The organism is Methylorubrum populi, from assembly GCF_002355515.1.
Classification (GTDB): Bacteria; Pseudomonadota; Alphaproteobacteria; order Rhizobiales; family Beijerinckiaceae; genus Methylobacterium; species Methylobacterium populi_A.
The window spans coordinates 4,586,828-4,606,664 of sequence record NZ_AP014809.1 but is presented as its reverse complement, the minus strand read 5'-3'; the positions used below and the strand labels follow the sequence as shown (position 1 = coordinate 4,606,664).

Here is a 19,837-nt window from a genome sequence, read left to right as displayed (position 1 = left end):
GGGGCCGGGTCCGCATTGTCCGGAGACGTCGCTCCCCTCTCCCGCCCGCTCCGCGGGCACCCTCCCCCGCAGAGGTGAGAGGGTTTCTCTCACCCCCGCGCCGCCAGCCAAGCCTCGATCCCGCCGATCAGCGCGTCGCGCGCGCCCTCATGCGTGACCGTCTCCACCGCCTCGCCGACGAAGGCCTGGACCAGCAGGCTCTCGGCGGTGGCACGCGGCAGGCCGCGGGCCATGAGGTAGAACAGCAGGTCCTCGTCCGGGGCGCCGCAGGTGGCGCCGTGGCCGCAGGCGACGTCGTCGGCGAAGATCTCCAGCTCCGGCTTGTTCATCATCTGACCGTCGTCGGTCAGGAGCAGGCAGTCGGACTTCATCTTGCCGTCGGTCTGCTGCGCGACCTGGCGGACGATGATCTTGCCCTGGAACACGCCGGTGGAATCGCCGTCGATCACCGTCTTGAACATCTCGCGGCCGACGCCGCCCGTCGCCGCGTGGTCGGCGAGCAGGGTCGAGTCCGCGAGCTGGCCGTGGCCCAGCAGCGTCGCGCCGTTGACGACCGCGTTGGCGTCCTCGCCCGCGACGTGCAGGTAGATCTGGTGACGCGAGAGCTTGGCGCCGGTGACGAGGTTGACCGTCTCGAGCTGCGCCCGGGCGTCGAGCCGCACCGAGATCGTCGAGAGGGCGATCGCCGCGTCCCCTTCCCGGTTGAGCCGGGTGTGGCGGAAGGCGGCCTCGGCGCCGATGCGCACGTCGAGCGCGTCGTTGGGCTGGTAGGTCAGCCCGGACGGCCCCTCGTGGCTCTCCAAGAGGAAGAACTCGGCACCGGCCCCGATCTCGACCAGCACGCGGGTCGCGGTCGAGAAGGCCGCCTCACCCGTACCGACGAAGCGCAGGTGAACCGGCGTCTGCGGCTTGGCGCCGGGGGCGACCGAGATCAGCGCGCCGTCCGCCAAGAAGGCGGTGTTGAGCTGATAGATCGGGTTCTCGCGCACCTGCTCGACGGGGGCGAGGAGCTTGAGGCGGGCATCGCCCGCCGCAAGCGCCGCGTTGAGCGGGGTGACGGTGACGCCCTCGGGAATCCGGTCGAGATCGGAGAGCGCGGCCACGAGATGGCCGTTGACGAAGGTGAGGCGCGCGGCCTCGACCTCGTTGAAACCCGTGGCCCCGGCAACGGCGGCTCGGGCGGCGTCCTCGGACGGCGCCTCGGCGGGCGGGGCGGCCTCGGTGATCGCGGCGCGGAGATCCGTGTACTTGAACGCCTCGACCCGGCGGCTCGGCAGGCCGGTCGCCTCGAAGAAGCGGAACGCCTCCTCGCGGCTGATCGCGGACTCGCTGGCGAAGGCCTTGCGCGAGGACTCGAACAGCTTCGAGAGCCCGGCCTCGGCGGGGGAGCGGAGATTGGTGACGTCGGCCATTACGCAGCCTCGCTCGTGCGGTACTCGGCGTAGCCGGAGGCCTCGAGCTCCAGCGCCAGTTCCTTGCCGCCGGTCTTCACGATCTGGCCCTTCGACATGACGTGCACGGTGTCGGGCACGATGTGGTTGAGGAGCCGCTGGTAGTGGGTGATGACGAGGAACGAGCGGCCCTGCGCCCGCAGCGCGTTCACGCCCTCGGAGACGATGCGCAGCGCGTCGATGTCGAGGCCGGAATCGGTCTCGTCGAGGACGCAGAACTTCGGCTGCAAGAGCGCCATCTGGAGGATCTCCATGCGCTTCTTCTCGCCGCCGGAGAAGCCGACGTTGAGGGCGCGCTTGAGCATCTCCTTGTTGATCTCGAGCTTGTCGGCGGCCGCGTTCACCGCGCGGATGAAGTCGGGGGTCGAGAGCTCGTCCTCGCCGCGCGCCTTGCGCTGGGCGTTGAGGCAGGCCTTGAGGAAGGTCATGGTGCCGACGCCGGGGATCTCCAGCGGGTACTGGAAGGCCAGGAAGATGCCCGCGGCGGCGCGCTCGTCAGCGGCCATCTCCAGCACGTTCTGCCCGTCGAGCAGGATCTCGCCGTCGAGAACCTCGTAATCCTCCTTGCCGGCGATGACGTAGGAGAGCGTCGACTTGCCCGACCCGTTCGGGCCCATGATCGCGGCGACCTCGCCGTCGTTCACGGTGAGGTTCAGGCCGTTGAGGATGCGGTTGTCCTCGATCTGCACGACGAGGTTTTTGATCTCAAGCATAGTTGGATAGTCCTGTTCGATTCCGGTGTTTTCCCTCCCCCCTCTGCGGGGGAGGGTGGCCCGCGTCAGCGGGTCGGGAGAGGGGAGCGCCGCATCCGGAGAGGTCGCTCCGCTCTCCCGCCTGCTCCGCAGAGGCGGGAGGGTTTTCACGACATACGGTGCCTTGAGCTTTAGCCCACCGAGCCTTCGAGGCTGATCGAGATCAGCTTCTGGGCCTCGACCGCGAACTCCATCGGCAGCTGCTGCAGCACGTCGCGGACGAAGCCGTTGACGATGAGCGCGGTCGCCTCCTCCTCGGAGAGGCCGCGCTGCTGGCAGTAGAACTTCTGGTCCTCGGAGATCTTCGAGGTGGTGGCCTCGTGCTCGAAGACGGCCGACGCGTTCTTCGACTCGATGTAGGGCACGGTGTGCGCCCCGCACTGATCGCCGATCAGCAAGCTGTCGCAGTTGGTGAAGTTGCGCGCGCCCTTGGCCTTCTTGTGGGCCGAGACGAGCCCCCGGTAGGTGTTCTGCGAGCGGCCCGCGGAAATGCCCTTCGAGATGATCCGGCTGGTCGTGTTCTTGCCGAGATGGATCATCTTGGTGCCGGAATCGACCTGCTGCATGCCGTTCGACACCGCGATCGAGTAGAACTCGCCGCGGGAATCGTCGCCGCGCAGGATACAGGACGGGTACTTCCACGTGATCGCCGAACCGGTCTCGACCTGCGTCCACGAGATCTTCGAGCGGGCGCCGCGGCAATCGCCGCGCTTCGTCACGAAGTTGTAGATGCCGCCCTTGCCCTCGTTGTCGCCGGGGTACCAGTTCTGGACGGTCGAGTACTTGATCTCAGCATCCTCCAGCGCCACCAGCTCGACCACCGCGGCGTGGAGCTGATTGTCGTCGCGCTTCGGGGCGGTGCAGCCCTCGAGATACGAGACGTAGGAGCCCTTGTCGGCGATGATCAGCGTGCGCTCGAACTGACCGGTGTCACGCTCGTTGATGCGAAAGTAAGTCGACAGCTCCATCGGGCAGCGCACGCCCGGCGGGATGTAGACGAACGAGCCGTCGGAGAAGACGGCCGAGTTGAGGGTCGCGAAGAAGTTGTCGGTCACCGGCACGACCGAGCCGAGGTACTTCTTCACCAGGTCCGGGTATTCGCGGATGGCCTCGGAGATCGGCATGAAGATCACGCCGGCCTTCTCAAGCTCCTTCTTGAAGGTGGTCGCCACCGAGACCGAGTCGAACACAGCATCGACCGCGACGCGGCGCTCGGGGGCGATGCCTTCCAGCACCTCAACCTCGCGCAGCGGGATGCCGAGCTTCTCGTAGGTCTTCAGGATCTCGGGATCGATCTCGTCGAGCGATTCCGGGCCCTTACGCTTCGGCGCGGCGTAATAGTAGATGTTGTTGTAATCGACCCGGTCGTACTCGACCCGCGCCCATTCCGGCTCCTTCATCGTGAGCCAGCGCTTGTAGGCGTCGAGGCGCCATTCGAGCATCCATTCCGGCTCGTTCTTACGCGCCGAGATGAAGCGGATCACGTCCTCGGAGAGGCCCTTCTCGGACTTCTCCATCTCGATCACGGTCTCGAAGCCGTACTTGTACTGGTCGAGGTCGATCGAACGGACCCGATCAATGGTCTCCTGCACTGCAGGCATTCAGCGTCTCCTAACCTACTCCGGCGTCAAGGGCCGGGGGTTTCCAACGACACGGCGGGTTTCACCGCCGAAAGAATGGCTTGGGCGGGCGGCGCTGAGAGAGACTCAGGCTGCCTGCCCTCGCCGCTGATATAGGGACGAAACGACCCGTTCGAACCCCGCCACGAAGCGTGACAGGTCATCCGCGCGCGAATTCCAGCCGAAGCTGACGCGCAGCGCCCCTGCGGCGAGCGCAGGGCTCACGCCCATCGCCGCGAGCACGGGGGAACGGGCCACCTTGCCCGAGGCGCAGGCCGAGCCCGACGAGACGGCCAGGCCGGCGAGATCGAGGGCAATCAGCGCCGTGGCGGCCTCCAGCCCCGGCACGGCGAAGCTGAGAGTGTTGGGCAGGCGCGCCGCGCCCTGCCCGAACACGACCGCGTCGGGGGCGAGCGCCCGAAGCCGCGCTTCGAGCCCGTCGCGCAAGCCGGCGAGCCGCGCCGCCTCGCTCTCCAGAGCGGCCTGGGCGATCGCCGCCGCCTCGCCCAGGCCGACGATCCCCGGAAGGTTTTCGGTGCCGCAGCGCAGGCGCGCCTCCTGGCCGCCGCCGCGCAGGAAGGCGGTCTCCAGGCTCACCCCCTCGGCCAGCACCAGGGCGCCGACGCCCTTCGGCGCGGCGAACTTGTGGCCGGACAGCGTCAGGGCGTCGAGGCCGAGGGCGGAAAAATCGAGCGGGATCTTTCCGACCGCCTGGACCGCGTCGCTGTGGACGAGCGTCCGCCCGTGGGCGCGGGCGAGCCGCACGATCTCGGCGAGCGGCTGAACCACCCCGGTCTCGTTGTTGGCGGCGTGGACCGAGACCAGCACGCTCTCGTCGCGGCAGGCGTCGAGGCGCGCCGCCAGGGCGTCGAGGCGCAGCAGGCCCGCCGCGTCCACCGGCAGCACCTCGACCGCTTCCGGCGCGAAGCGGTGGCCGGCGGCGACGCAGGGATGCTCGGTGGCCGAGATCATCAGGCGGGTAGGGGCGGGGCGGCCCTCCTTGCGCAGGGCGCCGGAGAGGACGGCGTTGGCTGCCTCGGTGCCGCCGCTGGTGAAGGTGACGCACTCCGGGTGCGCCCCGACGAGGGCGGCGAGTTGCGCCCGCGCCGCCTGCAGCGCGTAACGGGCGGCGCGGCCCTCCGCATGGATCGAGGAGGGATTGCCGGGCAGTTCGAGCGCGCGCGCAACCGCCATCGCGACCTCCGGACGCACCGGCGAGGTCGCGTTGTGATCGAGATAGCTGCGCGCCGCTGACGTCATCCCGCCGTTCCGCTCCGCATCGCCCTGACAATTCCTGATTTTCTTGATTTCGCCCCCCTCCCCCGTGCTAAGCCGCGCGCAACGCGCGCCTTTTGCATCGGAGACCGAGGCCGAAACCTTGTTTAGAATAATTCTAATCGCCTAGAATTATTCTAAGAGCGCTTGTAAGTGGCGCGCGCAGCGAGTCAAGCCATTGCCGGCCGAAGGCCGGCCCGGTTCCCCCTGCCTTCCGGATGCGAGAGGGGCGGGAAGCGGATCATCTCGAGGACACCATGCCCGAAGTCATCTTTTCCGGCCCTGCCGGCCGCCTGGAAGGCCGCTATCAGGCGCCCAAGAAGAAGGGCGCGCCGATCGCGATCGTGCTCCACCCGCACCCCCAGTTCGGGGGCACGATGAACAATCAAATCGTGTACAATCTTTTCTACACCTTCGCCAATCGCGGCTTCGCAGCCCTGCGCTTCAATTTCCGCGGGGTCGGGCGCAGCCAGGGCGCCTTCGATCACGGCTCGGGCGAGCTTTCCGACGCGGCGGCGGCTCTGGACTGGGTGCAGTCGGTCAACCCCGAGGCGAAGTCCTGCTGGATCGCGGGCGTGTCGTTCGGCTCATGGATCGGGATGCAGCTGCTGATGCGCCGCCCGGAGATCGAGGGCTTCATCTCGATCGCGGCCATGGCCAACCGCTACGACTTCACCTTCCTGGCGCCCTGCCCCTCCTCCGGCCTGTTCGTGCACGGCTCCGAAGACCGGGTCGCGCCGGCCCGCGAGGTGATCCCGGTGATCGAGAAGGTGAAGACGCAGAAGGGCGTCATCATCGAGCACCAGATGGTCGAGGGCGCCAACCACTTCTTCGACGGCAAGGTCGACGAACTGACCCAGACCGTGGACACCTATCTCGACAAGCGACTCGGAGCGAAGGCCGAGACGGCGTGAGGCTGACGAGCGCGGCGGCCGTCAGCCTTTGACGGTCGCCGTGAAGTCCGACCATTGCTCGACGCGAAAGGCGCGCAGGTCGCGCACCGAGGCCGGGAACCACGGCAGAGCCTTCAGCGCCGTGATGGCCGCGAACAGCTTCGCCAGATCCTCGTCATGGCTGACGTAAAGGCTCCCCTGAACCCAGTCGAATCCCTGCCGGGCGAGCACCGTGCGGATGTCGCTGTAGGCCTGTGCGATCCCCTTCGGATGATGGGCCTGCGTCTCGACGACGACCAGATCGAAGGCGATGGCGAACATCAGCCTTCCGCAGGGTCGTCGAGGAGGTCCGTGAGCGGGTAGTCGAGTTCCTCGCCCGTCTCCAGAACGCGAATCCGCATCTGCGGGCGATCCGTCGCCTTCTCCGTCACACCGACGATTTCATAGACGGGCCCAACCGAGCCGAAGCGCCGCCATGAGCCGATCAGGCTGCGGGGTTCCTGGAAAGCCGCAGGCTTCGCATCGAGCATGAGAGTGTCCTCGGGAGCCGCAAGACCCATACCGACGATCATCGCATGAAAAGACCTGCGGCGGCGAGAGCCTGCCGGCTTCACGCCGCCTTCGCCACCGCCCCTCCCGCCGCGTGCACCACCGGCACGGCCGGCGCCCCTTCCCACTCGGAATGGGCCGGGATCGACTCGCCCTTCATGACGATGGTGAGCGGGCGCAGCCGCGCGTAGTCGCCGACATGGCTGTCGTAGAGCACGGTCGAGAACGCCCCGACCGACACGCCACGCCCGACCACGACCCGGCCGACCTTCATGATGCGGTCCTCGTAGAGGTGGGTCTGGAGCGCCGCCGAGCGGTTGATCGCCGCGTAGTCGCCGATGCTGACGCAGTCGAACTCGGTGATGTCGGTCATCAGCAGGCAGGTGCCCTTCCCCACCTTCACGCCGAACAGGCGCAGCACCCAGGGCAGGAACGGCGTGCCCATCAGGTGCTCCAGCAGCACCTTGCCGGCCAAGCCCCAATAGGCCACCGCGATGGCCTCGGTGCGCATCGCCCACCACGACCACATCGGCCGCATGCCGGGGCGGTAGATCCCCATCAAGAGCCACTTGAGACAGATGACGCTGCTCGTCTGGATCAGGGCGATGACGACGCTCGCGAGCACGAAGGCCACGGCCAGCCCGAGCCAGTCGCCTTCGAGGATCTCGGGGTAGAACACCCAGTCGATCGCGCAGATGGCGAGCGAGATGTAGAGCATCGGCGAGAACGAGGTGGCGAAGGCCTCGAACAGGCCGCGCCGCAGCTTGGCCCACACGCTCGGCTCGAAGGTCTGCGCGTGCGAGCCGAGATCGACCTTCTGCCGCACCGGCAGGCGGATCGGCGGCGAGCCGAACCACGTCTCGCCCGGCCCCATCTGCGCGTTGGCCGGGGGCTTCGACTTGATGCCGATCAGGACGTCGTCGGGCAGGCGCGTGCCCGGCGGCAGCACGCCGTCATTGCCGACGAAGACGCGGGCGCCGGTCTCGACGGTGTGGAGATGCATCCAGCCGCGGCGGATCTCCTCTTCGCCGACCACCACCTCGTCGGCGATGAAGTTGTTGGCGCCGATCGAGACGAGGTCGTGGCGCGAGCCGAGATTGGTCGAAATCTCGGCGCCCCGGCCCATCCTTGCCCCCATCAGCCGGTACCATGCCCGCATGTAGACGGTGGCGAAGAGCGAGGAGAGCGTCTCCAAGGTCACCTCGGAGGCGAGCGCCACCAGCCACTTGCGCAGGTAGAAGCCCGACCAGATCGAGACGGTGCCGGATGTCGCCCGCGGCAGCACCGCCCAGCGGATGGCGGCGATGAGCAGCACCGTGCCCGCCGTCATCAGCATGGCGGTGGGCCAGGTCAGCAGCGGCAGGTAGACGTGGTAATCGACGTCGGTGATCTCGGAGAGATTATCCGAGATCTGGTCGAAGATGTAGAAGGCCGGGAAGATCGGCAGCAGGCCGACCGCCGGCACCGCCGCGAGCAGGAAGGCGTAGACCGCGCCGAAGGCCGCCCGGCGGGCGGGCGAGGCGGTGGCCGGTTCGGGCAGGGCGGAGAAGTCCACGGTGCCGACCCGGCGGCCGGGCGAGCCGTCCCAGGCCTCGGCCGGGCCGACCTCGGTGCCCGCCGGCACGGTGGTGAGATCGGCGATCTCGGCATGGTCGCCGATCGCCGTGCCGGGGCCGATGACGCAGGAGGTGCCGATGGCGACATCCTCGCCGATCGCGACCCGGCCGATAACGAGTTCGTTGCCGACGACCTCGGCATTGGCGATGACGAGCCGCCCGCCGAGCGACGAGCCGCGGCCGATGCTGAGCAGGTCGGCGGCGCCGACATCGAGGTCGGAGATCAGCACGTCGTCGCCGATCTTCGCGCCGAGTAGCCGCAGATAGGCGACGATGGCGGGCGAGCCCTGGAGCCACTTGATGTGCACCAGCGGCGTCAGGCGCTGCGCCAGCCACCAGCGGTAATAGTAGACGCCCCAGAGCGGGTAGCGGCCGGGTCTGGTGCGCCCGAGGATCAGCCATTTGGCGGCGATCGCGATCGTCGCGGTGACCGCGTTGATGCCGATATAGACGAGAAGCAGGACGGCGAGTTCGCCCCAGAACCCGAGCCCGCCGCCGGTGAGCAGCAGATAGGTGACGAAGATGCCGAGCCACTGCGCCGTGGCAAGCGCGATGACGAAGGGCAGCGCCACGGCCTGCGCCAGCCCGCACAGGGCGCGCCGCAGGAGCGGGGGCGGGGCGAAGCCGAGGTCGCGGATCGCGGTCTGCGCGCCGACGCCGCCGCTGCGCTCGATCAGGCCCGCCGCCATCGCCCGGAGCGTGCGGCCGGCATAGACGTCCTGCAGGGTGATGCCGGCGAGCGCGGGCGTCTCGCGCACCGCGCCGACGAAGCGGGCGGCGAGGAGCGAGTGGCCGCCGAGTTCGGAGAAGAAGTCGGCCTCAAGCCCGATCGGCCCGTCGCCGAACACCCGCTTCGCCGCCGCCAGCAAGGCGGCCTCGGTCTCGTTGTCGGGCATCTCCTGCTCGCCGTCCGCCGCGGCGACGGTGAGCGGGGCGATGCGCAGGGCCTTGCGGTCGACCTTGCCCGAGGTGAGCCGGGGCAGGGTCTCGACCGTCTCGAAATGGCCGGGCACCATGTAGGGGGGCATCTGCGCCGCCAGATTTTTTCGGAGATTCGCGCGGTCGAGATCGGCGCCGCGCTCAGGGACAAGGAAGGCCACGAGGCGGTCAACCTCGTCGTCGCGGCGCAGGACCACCGCCGCCTGGTTGATTCCCGCCTCGCCGCGGATGCGGGCCTCGATCTCGCCGAGCTCCACGCGAAACCCGCGGATCTTGACCTGATCGTCGATGCGGCCGTGGAAGACGATGTCGCCCTCCGGCGTCATCGAGACGGCATCGCCCGAGCGGTAGAGCACGGGGTCGGTCCCGTCGGACGGGTAGGGGTTGGCGACGAATTTCTCCGCCGTCAGTTCGGGCCGCTTGAGATAGCCCCCGGCCACGCCGGGGCCGCCGATCAGCAATTCGCCTTGCTCACCGGGACCGAGCAGGGTCAGCGCCTCGTCGGCGACGTAGACGGAATAATTCGGGATCGGGCCGCCGATGGTGACGGGCCGGCCCGGCCGCATCTCGGCGGCGGTCGCCACCACGGTCGCCTCGGTCGGGCCGTAGGTGTTGAACAGGCGCCGCCGATCGGTCGCCCAGCGCGCCACCAGCGGCTCGGGCAGGGCCTCGCCGCCGAGCAGGACGAGGCGGACGCTCGGCAGGTCGCCGGGGATCATCGCGAGCAGGGTCGGCACCGTGTCGAGCACGGTGACACCGGCTTCCGCGATGATCGCCGGCAGCGATTCCACGTCGCCCATCATGGCCGGGCTCGCCACGAACAGGCAGGCGCCGACGAGATAGGGGACCCAGATCTCCTCCATCGAGAGATCGAAGGCGACGGAGGCGCCCTGGAACACCACGTCGTCGGCGCGCATGCCGTAGACCGCGTTGCCCGAGCGCAGGAAGTGGCAGATGTTGGCGTGGCTGATGACGATGCCCTTCGGCACGCCGGTCGAGCCCGAGGTGTAGATCAGGTAGGCCGGATGCGCCGGGGTGAGGCCGGCCGCATCGAGATCGGGCGGTGCCCCCCCCTGCCCCGCCGCCAGCACCTCTTCCGTGGTGAGCGCGGGCGTGCCCTCCGGCGCCTGCGGACGCAGAGCCTCCGAGACGAGCAGCGCCTTGGCCTCGGCATCGCCCAGGCAGACCGCGACGCGGTCGGCGGGCGCCTCGGCGTCGAAGGGGAGCCAGGCGGCCCCGGATTTCGTGATGCCGATCTGCGCGATCAGCAGCTCGGTGCCGCGGGCCATCCAGAGACCGACGACGTCGCCGGGGCCGATGCCGCGGGCGAACAGCCCGGCGGCGATGGCGTCGGAGCGGGCATCGACCTCCGCATAGGTCAGGACCGGGCGGCGCCCGCCGGAGCCGGGCTCGGCGGCATCGATCAGGCAGGGAGCGTCGGCCCGCGCCCGCGCGCTCGCCCGGAACAGGTCGGCCAGGGTCTCCCGGCGGATCAGGTCGGGGCGGACCGGCCCGCGCAGGACGGCGCGGCCCGCGAGGCTCCCGCCCGGCCCGTCCTCCCGCCGCCCCGCCTCGGCGAGGCCGCTCATCCGATGCTCTGCTGCCGATTCCACGTGCTGCCCATTCCCGGATCGGTCGAACCCCGCGCCGACGCCCACGGCCGCCCACGGCGCGCGCGATCACCCGCCCCATGCGCGGCACCCTTGGCGGTTTTGCGACAGGATCGCGCCCGACAAGTGATTGTGGTCCGGCCATCCGCCCGGACATCCCGCCCGCCTTCCATATACGGGATGGGCGGCCGGGAAACCGGTGTTCCCGAGCACCCCGCCGCCGCCCATCTCATCCGGTCACGAGGTGCAGGGCCCGGTCGGCCGGCGCGATCCGCACCTGCCGGCCCCAGCCAAACGCCAAAAAATCCTGCTCGATGCCGTCGGCGAAGACCACGCCGCCCTCGTTCATCCGCGAGGTGACGCGGAGCGGCGCATCGGTGAGCTTGCCGGCGCGCAGCCGCGTGGCGGTGGCGACGCTCGGGAACGGCTCGCGCACCCAGTAGCCCACCGCCCGCTCCTCGGGGTCGAGCGACAGGCCGAGCCGGGTCGCCTCGGCGATGGAACGGGCCCAGCCGGTGGCCCCGGTGCCGGAGGCGACGATGAGGCCGCTGGAGGAATGCTCCTCTCCCGCCTCCCCGGCCTCGATCCGGTAGCGGGCGGATTGGTGGCTGCGGTGCCCGACGAAGATCTCGTTGAGGGCGAACAGGCGCTCGGTCCCGTCGATCACCGCCTCGACCATGGTGCGCCGCTCGATCCCGGCCGCCCCGGCAGCGCTCGCCGGCAGCAGCCGGGGGAGCCGCTCGACGGAGTTGCGGACCAGCACGCCGTCGTAGAGCTCGGGATTCGGGTTCACCCCGATCACCGGCTGCGCGCCCAGATACTTCGCCACATTGGCGATCAGTCCGTCCTGCCCGACGGCCACGACCACGTCGTCCTCGGCGAACAGGAAACGGTCGAGGTCGGCCCGCCGCACCAGGACCTGCCGCCACGCGCCCGGCACCCCGGCCCGGGCCCGCGCCAGCACCGCGTGGAAGCGCTCGTGGCGCGCCTCGACCTGCGCCAGCCCCTGGCCGCGGCTCTCCAGGAAGAAGCGGGCCTGCCCTCTAGTGGCGTGCCGGGCGATCAGGAGCTCGTAATCGGTCTCTCGGGTGACGAAGACCGCCCGGGGGGTGAGCGCGGCCATCAATCCCTCCCTCAGCGGGCCGGGAGGCCGGTCGGCCGGCGGAATTCGCCGAGCAGGCTGGCGAGGAGGTCCGGCGTGACGTTGACGTGCTCGATCGTGTCGAGCTTGCCCGCCAGCGACTGGGCGGCGAGGCCGAGCAGGGTGCCCGGCGCCACGTCGCGGTAGATCGCCACGCGCGCCCGCTCGGTCTCGGTCCGCGCCCCTTCGACCACGCGAATGCGCTCGGCCTCGGCGCCGGCCTCGATCCCCTCCGCCTCGGCCCGGGCCTGCGCCCGGTTGCGGGCGTTCTGCGCCTCCTCCGCGATCAGCAGCGCCTCCCGCCGGGCCAGCTCGGTCCTGGTGGCGAGTTCGTTCTCGGCGATCGCCCGCTCCTTCTCCACGGCAACCGCCCGGCGGGCGAAGGTGGCCTCGTCCGCCTTCTGCTGCAGCGCCTCGTAGGTCGGCGTCTGGAGCGCGCGCTCCAGCTCGCTCGACGGGGCGAGATTGGTGAGCCGCACCGAGACCACGGCGACGCCGATCTCCGCGAGCGACGGCTCGGTGCGAAGCGCCGCCTGCACCTGCGCCCGCAGGGTCTCCGGCCCGGCATCGAGCAGGGCGCGCACGGGGGCGCCTCCGAGGAATTGCAGCACGGTCTGGTTGGCGAGCCCGGCGATGCGCGCCTCGATCCGCTCGATCGGCTCGCCCTGGAGCCGGCCGGTGCGCAGGTCGAGGGAGAAGTCGACCCGGGCGGCGAGCCGCTCGGGATCGGCGACGTGCCAGCCGATGCTGCCCTGCACCGCGACCGCCTGGAAATCCGCGCTGCGGCCGCGGACGAACAGCGTCATCTCGCGGTCGTCCATCGGCAGCTCGCTGATGCTGGCGGTCTCCGGACGGAACCAGAAGACGAGGCCGCGCCCGCTCTGGCGCGGGCGGCCGTTGCGGAAGCGGACGACGTAGTGGCTGGCCTCGCTCCGAAGCTGGGAGAGGACGCCGAAGCGGCGGATCGTGGCCATGTCAGTCTCCTTTCGAGGGGGTCGGCGAGGGGGTCGGCGATGAGTTTCGACGGAAGCGGTACAGCTCGGCGGGGCGGTAGGACGTGCCCGTCTCGAACCGGCCGGTGGGGTCGAGCCAGCCGCGATCGAGCATCCGGCGGCGGAAGGCGGGCTTGTTGAGGGGCGTGCCGAGGATCGCCTCGTGCACGTCCTGGAGCTGGCGCAGGGTGAACAGCTCCGGCAGCAGGGCGAAGCCGACCTCGGAATAGTCGAGCTTGCCCTGCAGCCGCCGCAGGGCGAGGGCGACGATCTCGGCGTGATCGAAGGCGAGGGGGAGCGCCGCGCCGTCGATCGCGCGGACCGTCACGGCCCCCTCCCCCTCGGCTCTCTCATCCAGGGTCACCGCGACCGTGCCGGGATGCAGGGCCGGCGCCCGCGCGAGCGCCTCGGCGAAGGCCGCCTCGGTCAGGAGCGCGAGATAGGCGACCGTGATGATGCGCATGCGCGGATCGCGCTCCACGGCGCCGAAGGTGTAGAGCTGCTCCAGATGCGCCCGCGCCCCGCCGGCCTTCTCGCGCAGGACGCGCGCGGCGGTCGCGTCGAGCGCCTCGTCGATGCCGACGAAGCCGCCGGGCAGCGCGTGGCGCCCCGCATGCGGGTGGCGGTCGCGCCGCTGCAGCAGGACGGCAGGGCGGCCGCCGGAAAGCCCCAGCAGCACCAGATCGACGGCCACGGCGGGCCGCGCGTAATCGGCGGGATCGTAGCGCGCCAGAAAGGCGGCCTCGGATTCGGGCAGGCTCATGGGCGTGCTCTCACCTTGACATATATCCAATATGAAAATTAGTTATTTTCATATTGGATATATGTCAAGGTGAGGGATGATGCTGACCGCGCCATTCCGGCCGGTGGCCGCTGTCGGCGCGCGGGCTAGCGCATCGTTCTGGATATCGGATCCAGCACGATGCGCTAGGCCTTTGTTTTTGCATCATCTTTTTCCGAAAGCCGGAAACCACCTTTCGGGATGATGCTCTAGCGGGTGCGAGACGGCGGGTACCATCGCGCCTCGAACGTCATGCCGCGCTGCAACCAAGCGGCGGTCCGGGCCGTTCAGAGGGTCCTCCACAAGCCCGAAAACGGGAAACCCGCCATGAAGACGAGCGCCATGAAGACGAACATCCTGCGCCTGACCGCCGCCAGCGGCCTCCTCGCCCTGATGACGGGCGTCGCGGCGGCCCAGAACCCCGACCTGACCAAGAACCCGGAAAACACCGGCCGTGCGCCCAGCGCGACGGAGGCCACCAAATCCAACAGCGACCTCAAGGAGTGGCAGGTCGCCAAGTCGGCGAAGGTCGGCCTCGCCCAGGCCATCGCCACCGCCGAGGGCAAGGCCGAGGGCGAGGAGAAGGGCGGCCGGGCGATCGACGCCGATTTCGAGAAGGCCGACAGCAAGAACCCGGCGCGCTACGCGATCAAGGTCGTGTACCCGAGCGGCAAGCTCGTCGAGCACGGCGTCAATGCCGATACGGGCGACCTCTACAAGAGCGAGAATCAGCCGATCGAGCGCTACTTCACCCGCCTCAAGGCGAGCGACTTCCAGAACGCCAAGGTGTCGCTGAAGGACGCGATCGCCCTGGCCGAGCAGAAGGTTCCCGGCAGCAAGGCTTACGAGGCCGAGGTCGAGCGCGAGGGCAATTCGGTCGAGTACGAGATCAAGCTGGCGCTCACAGACCGCGAGCAGGAGGTCAAGGTCGGGCCGGACGGCACGGTGAAGAACGACTGATCCGGATCGCCCCCGTCCCCGACGGGAGGCGGTCGAGCGGATGACGCTTGCGATCGTCCGGGAGCCCTACGGCGCCCGGGCGATCTCGGGCTGCCCGAACCTCGGGAGGAGCGGCCCACCGGGGGCGGGCAGCGCGCCTACCCCCTCCCCTTCGGCCGCCCGCTCCGGGCGCGATACGGGGCGGGCGCCCCGTGAACGACGTCAGCGGGCGTCGTGGCCCTTGCCCTGGGCGCCGGGCGAGGCGCCGGACCCGGCATCGTTCGCCCCCGTGCTGTTGGCGGTGCCGGAGCGGCTCTTGTCGCCGGAGGTCGGTCCGCTGCCGGCCGCCCCGGGCGAAGCGCCGGATCCGGCATCGTTCGCCCCCGTGCTGTTGGCGGTGCCGGAGCGGCTGGTGCCCGAACCTTCGGCGGCGATGGCGACGGGCGTGAGCAGGAGGGTGCTCGCGAGAGCGAGGGTCAGGGCCTTCATGGCGGATCTCCCTGTTGCTGACGTGATGGCCCCTTGATGGGCCTTCGGGAAACCGGCGCTCCGTGTCGCTGTTCCGCTCTCCTTCCGATCCCACCGCATCATGGGACCCGGGCCATCGGCGCTTTCCCCGATCGGGACCACGCCCCTGCCGCGGCGTTCGGACGGCACCCACCGCAATCCCATCCGCACGACCCACTCGCAAATCGCGCTGTTGTGATGGATGAAGTTGGAACGGCGGCGCGCGAGGGAACTTGAGCGGCGATTGCCGCGGCAAGCGTCGGTGTCGATGCCGCGGGATCGGCGTCGATGCGGATCGCCGGGTCTCGGGACTTCGGTCCCGGGCCTCGAATTCCGGAGAACGTACCGCGCCCTCTGTTATGCCGGGGCGTTCCGCAGGGGCGGCCCCGCTCCGATTGGCCCCCGCAACGGTCACCGAAAGAAGGAAGCCCGACGCCGATGGGCGCGCTCATCCAGAACCCTCACGCGGCGACATGGGGCATCGCCGCGCTGGCGACGCTCGGCGTGATCCTGCGCCCCTTCGCTTGGCCGGAGGCGGTCTGGGCGGTCGCCGGTGCGGCGCTCCTCGTCGGTCTCGGCCTGATTCCCTGGCAGACCGCCCTGGAGGGCACGGCCAAGGGTACGGACGTCTACCTCTTCCTCGTCGGGATGATGCTGCTCTCCGAGATCGCCCGGAAGGAAGGATTGTTCGACTGGCTCGCCGCCCACGCGGTGCGGGCCGCGAAGGGCTCGGCGACCCGGCTGTTTCTGCTGGTCTACCTCGTCGGCACGGTGGTCACGGTCTTCCTCTCGAACGATGCCTGCGCCGTGGTGCTGACGCCGGCCGTCTTCGCCGCGACCAAGGCCGCCGGCGTGAAGCAGCCCCTGCCCTACCTGTTCATCTGCGCCTTCATCGCCAACGCGGCGAGCTTCGTGCTGCCGATCTCGAACCCGGCCAACCTCGTCGTCTTCGCCGAGCATATGCCGCCGCTCAGGCAGTGGCTCGCGACCTTCACCCTGCCCTCCATCCTCGCGATCGTCGCGACCTACATCGTCCTGCGCCTGACCCAGAACGCGCGGCTGAAGGCCGAGACCGTCGCGACCGCCGTCGAGACGCCGGCCCTGGGCCGCGGCGGCATGGTCGCGGGCCTCGGCATCGTCGCCACCGGCGCGGCCCTGATCGGCGCCTCGGCCGCCGGAAGCGAGCTCGGCCTGCCGACCTTCGTCGCCGGCCTCGCCACCACCCTCGTCGTGCTCGCGATCAACCGGGGCGGCTTCGTCGCGGTCGCGCGGGACGTTTCCTGGGGCGTGCTGCCGCTGGTCGCCGGGCTCTTCGTCCTGGTCGAGGCCCTGGAGAAGACCGGTCTGCTCACACGGCTCGCCGACCTCCTGGGCCGGGCCGCGCAGGGCGATCCGACCGCCACGGCCTGGGCCGGCGGCGCCCTCGTCGCCTTCGGCTCCAACCTCGTGAACAACCTGCCGGCGGGCCTCCTGGCGGGCGCCGCGGTGCAGGCGGCGCACGTTCCGGACACGGTCGCGGGCGCAGTCCTGATCGGGATCGATCTCGGGCCGAATCTCTCGGTCACGGGCTCGCTCGCCACCATCCTCTGGCTGACGGCGATCCGCCGCGAGGGCGAGAACGTCTCCGCCTGGGCGTTCCTGAAGCTCGGCGCCCTCGTCATGCCCCCGGCGCTCGCGCTCGCCCTCGCCGCGCTGATCCTCGCCTGATCCCTCTCCCCGCCGATCCGGAGGCCGACCCGCGTGAGTGCCGCTCTGCTCTATCCCTTCATCATCGTGGCGGGCGCCCTCCAGGCGCTCGGCAACTCCATGAACGCGCAGCTGCGCGGGCAGCTCGTCAACCCGTTCCTGGCGGCCTCCGTCTCCTTCCTGCCGATCGTCTTCGTCTTCGCCACGCTGTTCCTCGTGATGCCGACGCCGCTGCCGGGCCTCGACACGCTCGCAGGCATGCCGTGGTACGCGCCGCTCGGCGGCGTGGCCGGCGCGGTGGCGGTGTTCGGCGGTCTCGCCTTCGTCGACAAGGTCGGCGCCGGCCCCTTCAACGGCCTGACGCTGACCGCCAACATCCTGACCTCGCTGGCGATGGATTCCCTGGGCCTGTTCGGTCTGCCGGGCGGCGGATTCAAGCCGATGCCCTGGCTCGGAGGCCTGCTCATGGCCGTCGGCGTGACGTTCATCGCCCGCGTCACGCCCGGCCAGGACGCGGGCCGGGACGGCGCGAGCGCGGAGGCCGGCCACGGCCTCAATCCGAGGCTGCTCTATCCCTTCATCGTCGTCGCGGGCGCGCTGCAGGCGATCGGCGTGGTCTGGAACGCGCAGCTGCGCGGGGCCCTGGTCAATCCGTGGCTGGCGGCGCTGGTCTCGTTTCTGCCGGTGGTGTTCGTCTTCGTGCTGGTCTTCCTGCTGCGGCCGAAGCCGCTGCCGCAGCGGACCGATCTGGAGGGGGTGCGCTGGTGGATGCCGCTGGCCGGCCTCACCGGGGCCGTGGCCGTGTTCGCCGGGCTGCTGTTCGTCGACAAGGTCGGCGCGGGCGCCTTCAACGGCCTGCTGATCACCGCCAACCTGCTGACCTCGGTGGCGCTGGATCATTTCGGCTGGGTCGGCATGAAGCGGGTGCGGGCCGGCGCGTCACGGCTGGGCGGAGCCGCCCTGATGGTGGCCGGCATCGTCCTCATCTCGCTGTTCTGACGAGAGGCGGAGGCGGGCGGCGCAGCGGCGGGGAGCATCCGTCACCCTGTCACTTCGTCGGAGGCACCCGCCCTCCCAGCTGTGACAGCCCCGAGCGCTTTCCAACGCAGCGCCTTCCGGTTCGGTAAAAGCACGCACCCCAAGACGCGGATCGGGAGGCGCGAACCGGATGCCGTCGAATCGGACCTGTTTTCAGAACATGCTCCGACCGTTGAGCCGATTGAACGCACCGGGACCTACACAGTTCGGCAATATCATACGCAAGACTTATGATTTCGCGCAGAGATGACCACCGTGAATCTAAGACCACCCTGCGAGATCTGCGACATGCGCATCCCGACCTTCTGTGGTCGCGCGCCGACACCTCGCGGATGCGCGTCCAACCCCGTCCCCAAAACATTCGCCGGCAAGCACACGATATTTTGATCGGGAAGAGGAGCCAAACTCTATCCCCGAGAGCGATTCATCGTTGAGCGAATATCTTATTAAGCACATTTATATCATATCCGGTCACGTCGGGTGGCTTTGTCAGCCGCATTAGCCTTAAGACATCATCGAATACGCAACGGGCAAGGAAGGATGATGCCGAACAACGACGCTGATGCCATCGCTGAGGTTGCCGTCCTGTGCACGGCCGCCCGCGCGAAGCTTCCGGTATCGGGCTTCCGCCGTCTCCGCATCCTGCTCGACATGCTCCTGATCGACCTCGGCCACCCGGCCGCGCCCCCGGAAGTGCCCGCACCGGATCGCCGGTCGAATACGACGCTCTCCAGGGATGCCCCTTGATCGTTCTCGAGCGCGCCTCGCGGGCAGGCCGTTCCCGTAGGGAAGGATGCGCCAGCGCCCCGCCCCGGTCTCCGCTTCGATCAGGCGGAGACCGGATCAGCCGTCATCGATCTGGCAGACGAGGCGGATCGTCATGACGCCATCGCCGTCGCCGTTGCGGACGGTCAGGACCAGCGTGCAATCTTGGCTGTCCTCGGCCTCCGCGGCCATCAGGCTCGTCATCACCCGCAGAGCCTCGCGGCGCAGGGCGAGCGGATCCTGGATCTCGCGACCCACCTCGTCCTTCAGATCCGTGCCATCGTTGATGTCGAAATAGTAACGCGGCATCCGAGAAGCGCTGTGCGAAAAAACCGGGACCCATCTCGGTCAGGCTCGGGACCGGCCCCACGGACGGTGCCTCTCGAAACCGACCCGAACAGCAACCCCACGCCGTTGCAACGTGGAGGAAACGGCACCGGTTTCAGCAGCACGCGCCACCAGCATATAGCCGATGCGTGCGATCGGGGAGAGCCGGGACCGCGAATCCGCGTCAATAAATCTGCTTCGCTCGATCCGTGGTCAATGAGCGAGGATCTTCGACAGGAATTGCTGGGCCCGCTCGCTGCGGGGCCGGTCGAAGAAGGTATCCTTCGGGACATCCTCGACGATCTCGCCGCGATCCATGAACACCACCCGGTCCGCCACCTTGCGGGCGAATCCCATCTCGTGGGTCACGACCATCATGGTCATGCCGTCGCGGGCCAGTTCCACCATCACGTCGAGCACCTCGCCGACCATCTCCGGATCGAGCGCCGAGGTCGGCTCGTCGAACAGCATCACCACCGGGTCCATGGCCAGCGCCCGGGCGATCGCCACCCGCTGCTGCTGCCCGCCCGAGAGCTGGCCCGGATGCTTCTGCGCATGGGCCGAGAGCCCGACCCGCGCCAGGAGGTCGAGGCCGCGCTTGGTCGCCGCCTCCTTCGAGCGCCCGAGCACCTTGCGCGGGGCGAGCGTCAGGTTGTCGATGACGCTCAGATGCGGGAACAGCTCGAAATGCTGGAACACCATGCCGACCCGCGCGCGCAGCCGCGGCAGGTTGGTGGCCCTGTCCCGCACCCGCGTGCCGTCGACGGTGATCTGCCCCTCCTGGAACGACTCCAGGGCGTTGACGCATTTCAGCAGCGTCGACTTGCCCGAGCCCGAGGGGCCGCAGACCACCACCACCTCGCCCCGGCTCACCGCGGTGGAGCAGCCGGACAGGACGCGGAATTCGCCGTACCACTTCGACACCGCCTCGATGGCGATCATCGGCCCGCCCGCGGC

At 69.4% G+C, this 19,837-nt stretch carries 18 protein-coding genes; 5 read left to right on the top strand and 13 right to left on the bottom strand.

Annotated features, from left to right (window positions below; all coding sequences use genetic code 11):
• Positions 1-89 precede the first annotated feature (89 nt).
• From MPPM_RS21325 to MPPM_RS21310, 4 genes are all read right to left on the bottom strand, one after another.
• The gene (locus MPPM_RS21325) at positions 90-1,412 is read right to left on the bottom strand and encodes a SufB/SufD family protein (RefSeq protein WP_096486765.1); all 1,323 of its coding nucleotides are present in this window, start codon (positions 1,410-1,412) and stop codon (positions 90-92) included.
• Entirely contained in the window at positions 1,412-2,164 is a 753-nt protein-coding gene (sufC, locus tag MPPM_RS21320; protein WP_012456163.1) for a Fe-S cluster assembly ATPase SufC, read from the bottom strand. The genes MPPM_RS21325 and sufC overlap by 1 nt, the downstream gene beginning before the upstream one ends.
• A gap of 170 nt (positions 2,165-2,334) precedes the next feature.
• Positions 2,335-3,804 (bottom strand): Fe-S cluster assembly protein SufB, encoded by a 1,470-nt coding sequence (gene sufB / locus MPPM_RS21315; protein ID WP_096486764.1) that lies wholly within the window; start codon positions 3,802-3,804, stop codon positions 2,335-2,337.
• Between the two features lie 105 nt (positions 3,805-3,909).
• On the bottom strand, positions 3,910-5,082 hold the full coding sequence (locus tag MPPM_RS21310) for a cysteine desulfurase family protein (RefSeq protein ID WP_096486763.1): 1,173 nt from the start codon (positions 5,080-5,082) through the stop codon (positions 3,910-3,912).
• Between the two features lie 272 nt (positions 5,083-5,354).
• Between MPPM_RS21310 and MPPM_RS21305 the strand changes: the two genes are divergently transcribed.
• On the top strand, positions 5,355-6,011 hold the full coding sequence (locus MPPM_RS21305; RefSeq protein WP_096487962.1) for an alpha/beta hydrolase: 657 nt from the start codon (positions 5,355-5,357) through the stop codon (positions 6,009-6,011).
• A gap of 21 nt (positions 6,012-6,032) precedes the next feature.
• On the opposite strand, the gene MPPM_RS21300 is transcribed toward MPPM_RS21305, so the two are convergent.
• The 6 genes from MPPM_RS21300 to MPPM_RS21275 form a co-directional block, all read right to left on the bottom strand.
• Positions 6,033-6,311 (bottom strand): virulence factor, encoded by a 279-nt coding sequence (locus tag MPPM_RS21300; RefSeq protein ID WP_096486762.1) that lies wholly within the window; start codon positions 6,309-6,311, stop codon positions 6,033-6,035.
• Positions 6,311-6,520: a DUF5397 family protein gene (locus MPPM_RS21295; protein WP_096487961.1), complete on the bottom strand. Its 210-nt coding sequence runs from the start codon at positions 6,518-6,520 to the stop codon at positions 6,311-6,313. The genes MPPM_RS21300 and MPPM_RS21295 overlap by 1 nt, the downstream gene beginning before the upstream one ends.
• Before the next feature lie 80 nt (positions 6,521-6,600).
• The gene (locus MPPM_RS21290; protein WP_096486761.1) at positions 6,601-10,683 is read right to left on the bottom strand and encodes a Pls/PosA family non-ribosomal peptide synthetase; all 4,083 of its coding nucleotides are present in this window, start codon (positions 10,681-10,683) and stop codon (positions 6,601-6,603) included.
• Between the two features lie 250 nt (positions 10,684-10,933).
• Positions 10,934-11,827 (bottom strand): NAD(+)/NADH kinase, encoded by an 894-nt coding sequence (locus tag MPPM_RS21285; protein WP_096486760.1) that lies wholly within the window; start codon positions 11,825-11,827, stop codon positions 10,934-10,936.
• An 11-nt stretch (positions 11,828-11,838) separates the two neighbouring features.
• Entirely contained in the window at positions 11,839-12,819 is a 981-nt protein-coding gene (locus MPPM_RS21280; RefSeq protein WP_096486759.1) for an SPFH domain-containing protein, read from the bottom strand.
• A 1-nt stretch (position 12,820) separates the two neighbouring features.
• Entirely contained in the window at positions 12,821-13,600 is a 780-nt protein-coding gene (locus MPPM_RS21275) for an NUDIX hydrolase (RefSeq protein ID WP_096486758.1), read from the bottom strand.
• A gap of 360 nt (positions 13,601-13,960) precedes the next feature.
• Here MPPM_RS21275 and MPPM_RS21270 point away from each other — a divergent pair, with 360 nt between their 5' ends.
• Positions 13,961-14,578 carry a PepSY domain-containing protein gene (locus tag MPPM_RS21270; protein ID WP_096487960.1) on the top strand — a complete coding sequence of 206 codons (618 nt, stop codon included), beginning with the start codon at positions 13,961-13,963 and terminating at the stop codon, positions 14,576-14,578.
• A 201-nt stretch (positions 14,579-14,779) separates the two neighbouring features.
• On the opposite strand, the gene MPPM_RS21265 is transcribed toward MPPM_RS21270, so the two are convergent.
• Positions 14,780-15,046, bottom strand: coding sequence for a hypothetical protein (locus MPPM_RS21265; RefSeq protein ID WP_096486757.1), 267 nt, complete (start codon positions 15,044-15,046; stop codon positions 14,780-14,782).
• A 456-nt stretch (positions 15,047-15,502) separates the two neighbouring features.
• Here MPPM_RS21265 and MPPM_RS21260 point away from each other — a divergent pair, with 456 nt between their 5' ends.
• From MPPM_RS21260 to MPPM_RS21250, 3 genes are all read left to right on the top strand, one after another.
• Positions 15,503-16,771: an arsenic transporter gene (locus tag MPPM_RS21260; protein ID WP_096486756.1), complete on the top strand. Its 1,269-nt coding sequence runs from the start codon at positions 15,503-15,505 to the stop codon at positions 16,769-16,771.
• Positions 16,772-16,804: 33 nt separating this feature from the next.
• The gene (locus tag MPPM_RS21255; RefSeq protein ID WP_096486755.1) at positions 16,805-17,749 is read left to right on the top strand and encodes a DMT family transporter; all 945 of its coding nucleotides are present in this window, start codon (positions 16,805-16,807) and stop codon (positions 17,747-17,749) included.
• 579 nt (positions 17,750-18,328) lie between these two features.
• Positions 18,329-18,535: a hypothetical protein gene (locus MPPM_RS21250; RefSeq protein WP_096486754.1), complete on the top strand. Its 207-nt coding sequence runs from the start codon at positions 18,329-18,331 to the stop codon at positions 18,533-18,535.
• Positions 18,536-18,631: 96 nt separating this feature from the next.
• Here MPPM_RS21250 and MPPM_RS21245 read toward each other — a convergent pair whose 3' ends face one another.
• Together MPPM_RS21245 and MPPM_RS21240 are read right to left on the bottom strand one after the other, a co-directional pair.
• Complete coding sequence (locus tag MPPM_RS21245; protein ID WP_096486753.1) at positions 18,632-18,862, bottom strand: DUF6894 family protein; 231 nt, start codon at positions 18,860-18,862, stop codon at positions 18,632-18,634.
• Between the two features lie 231 nt (positions 18,863-19,093).
• A complete protein-coding gene (locus MPPM_RS21240) occupies positions 19,094-19,822 on the bottom strand; it encodes an amino acid ABC transporter ATP-binding protein (RefSeq protein WP_096487959.1) in 729 nt (242 codons plus the stop codon).
• Between the last annotated feature and the right edge of the window lie 15 nt (positions 19,823-19,837).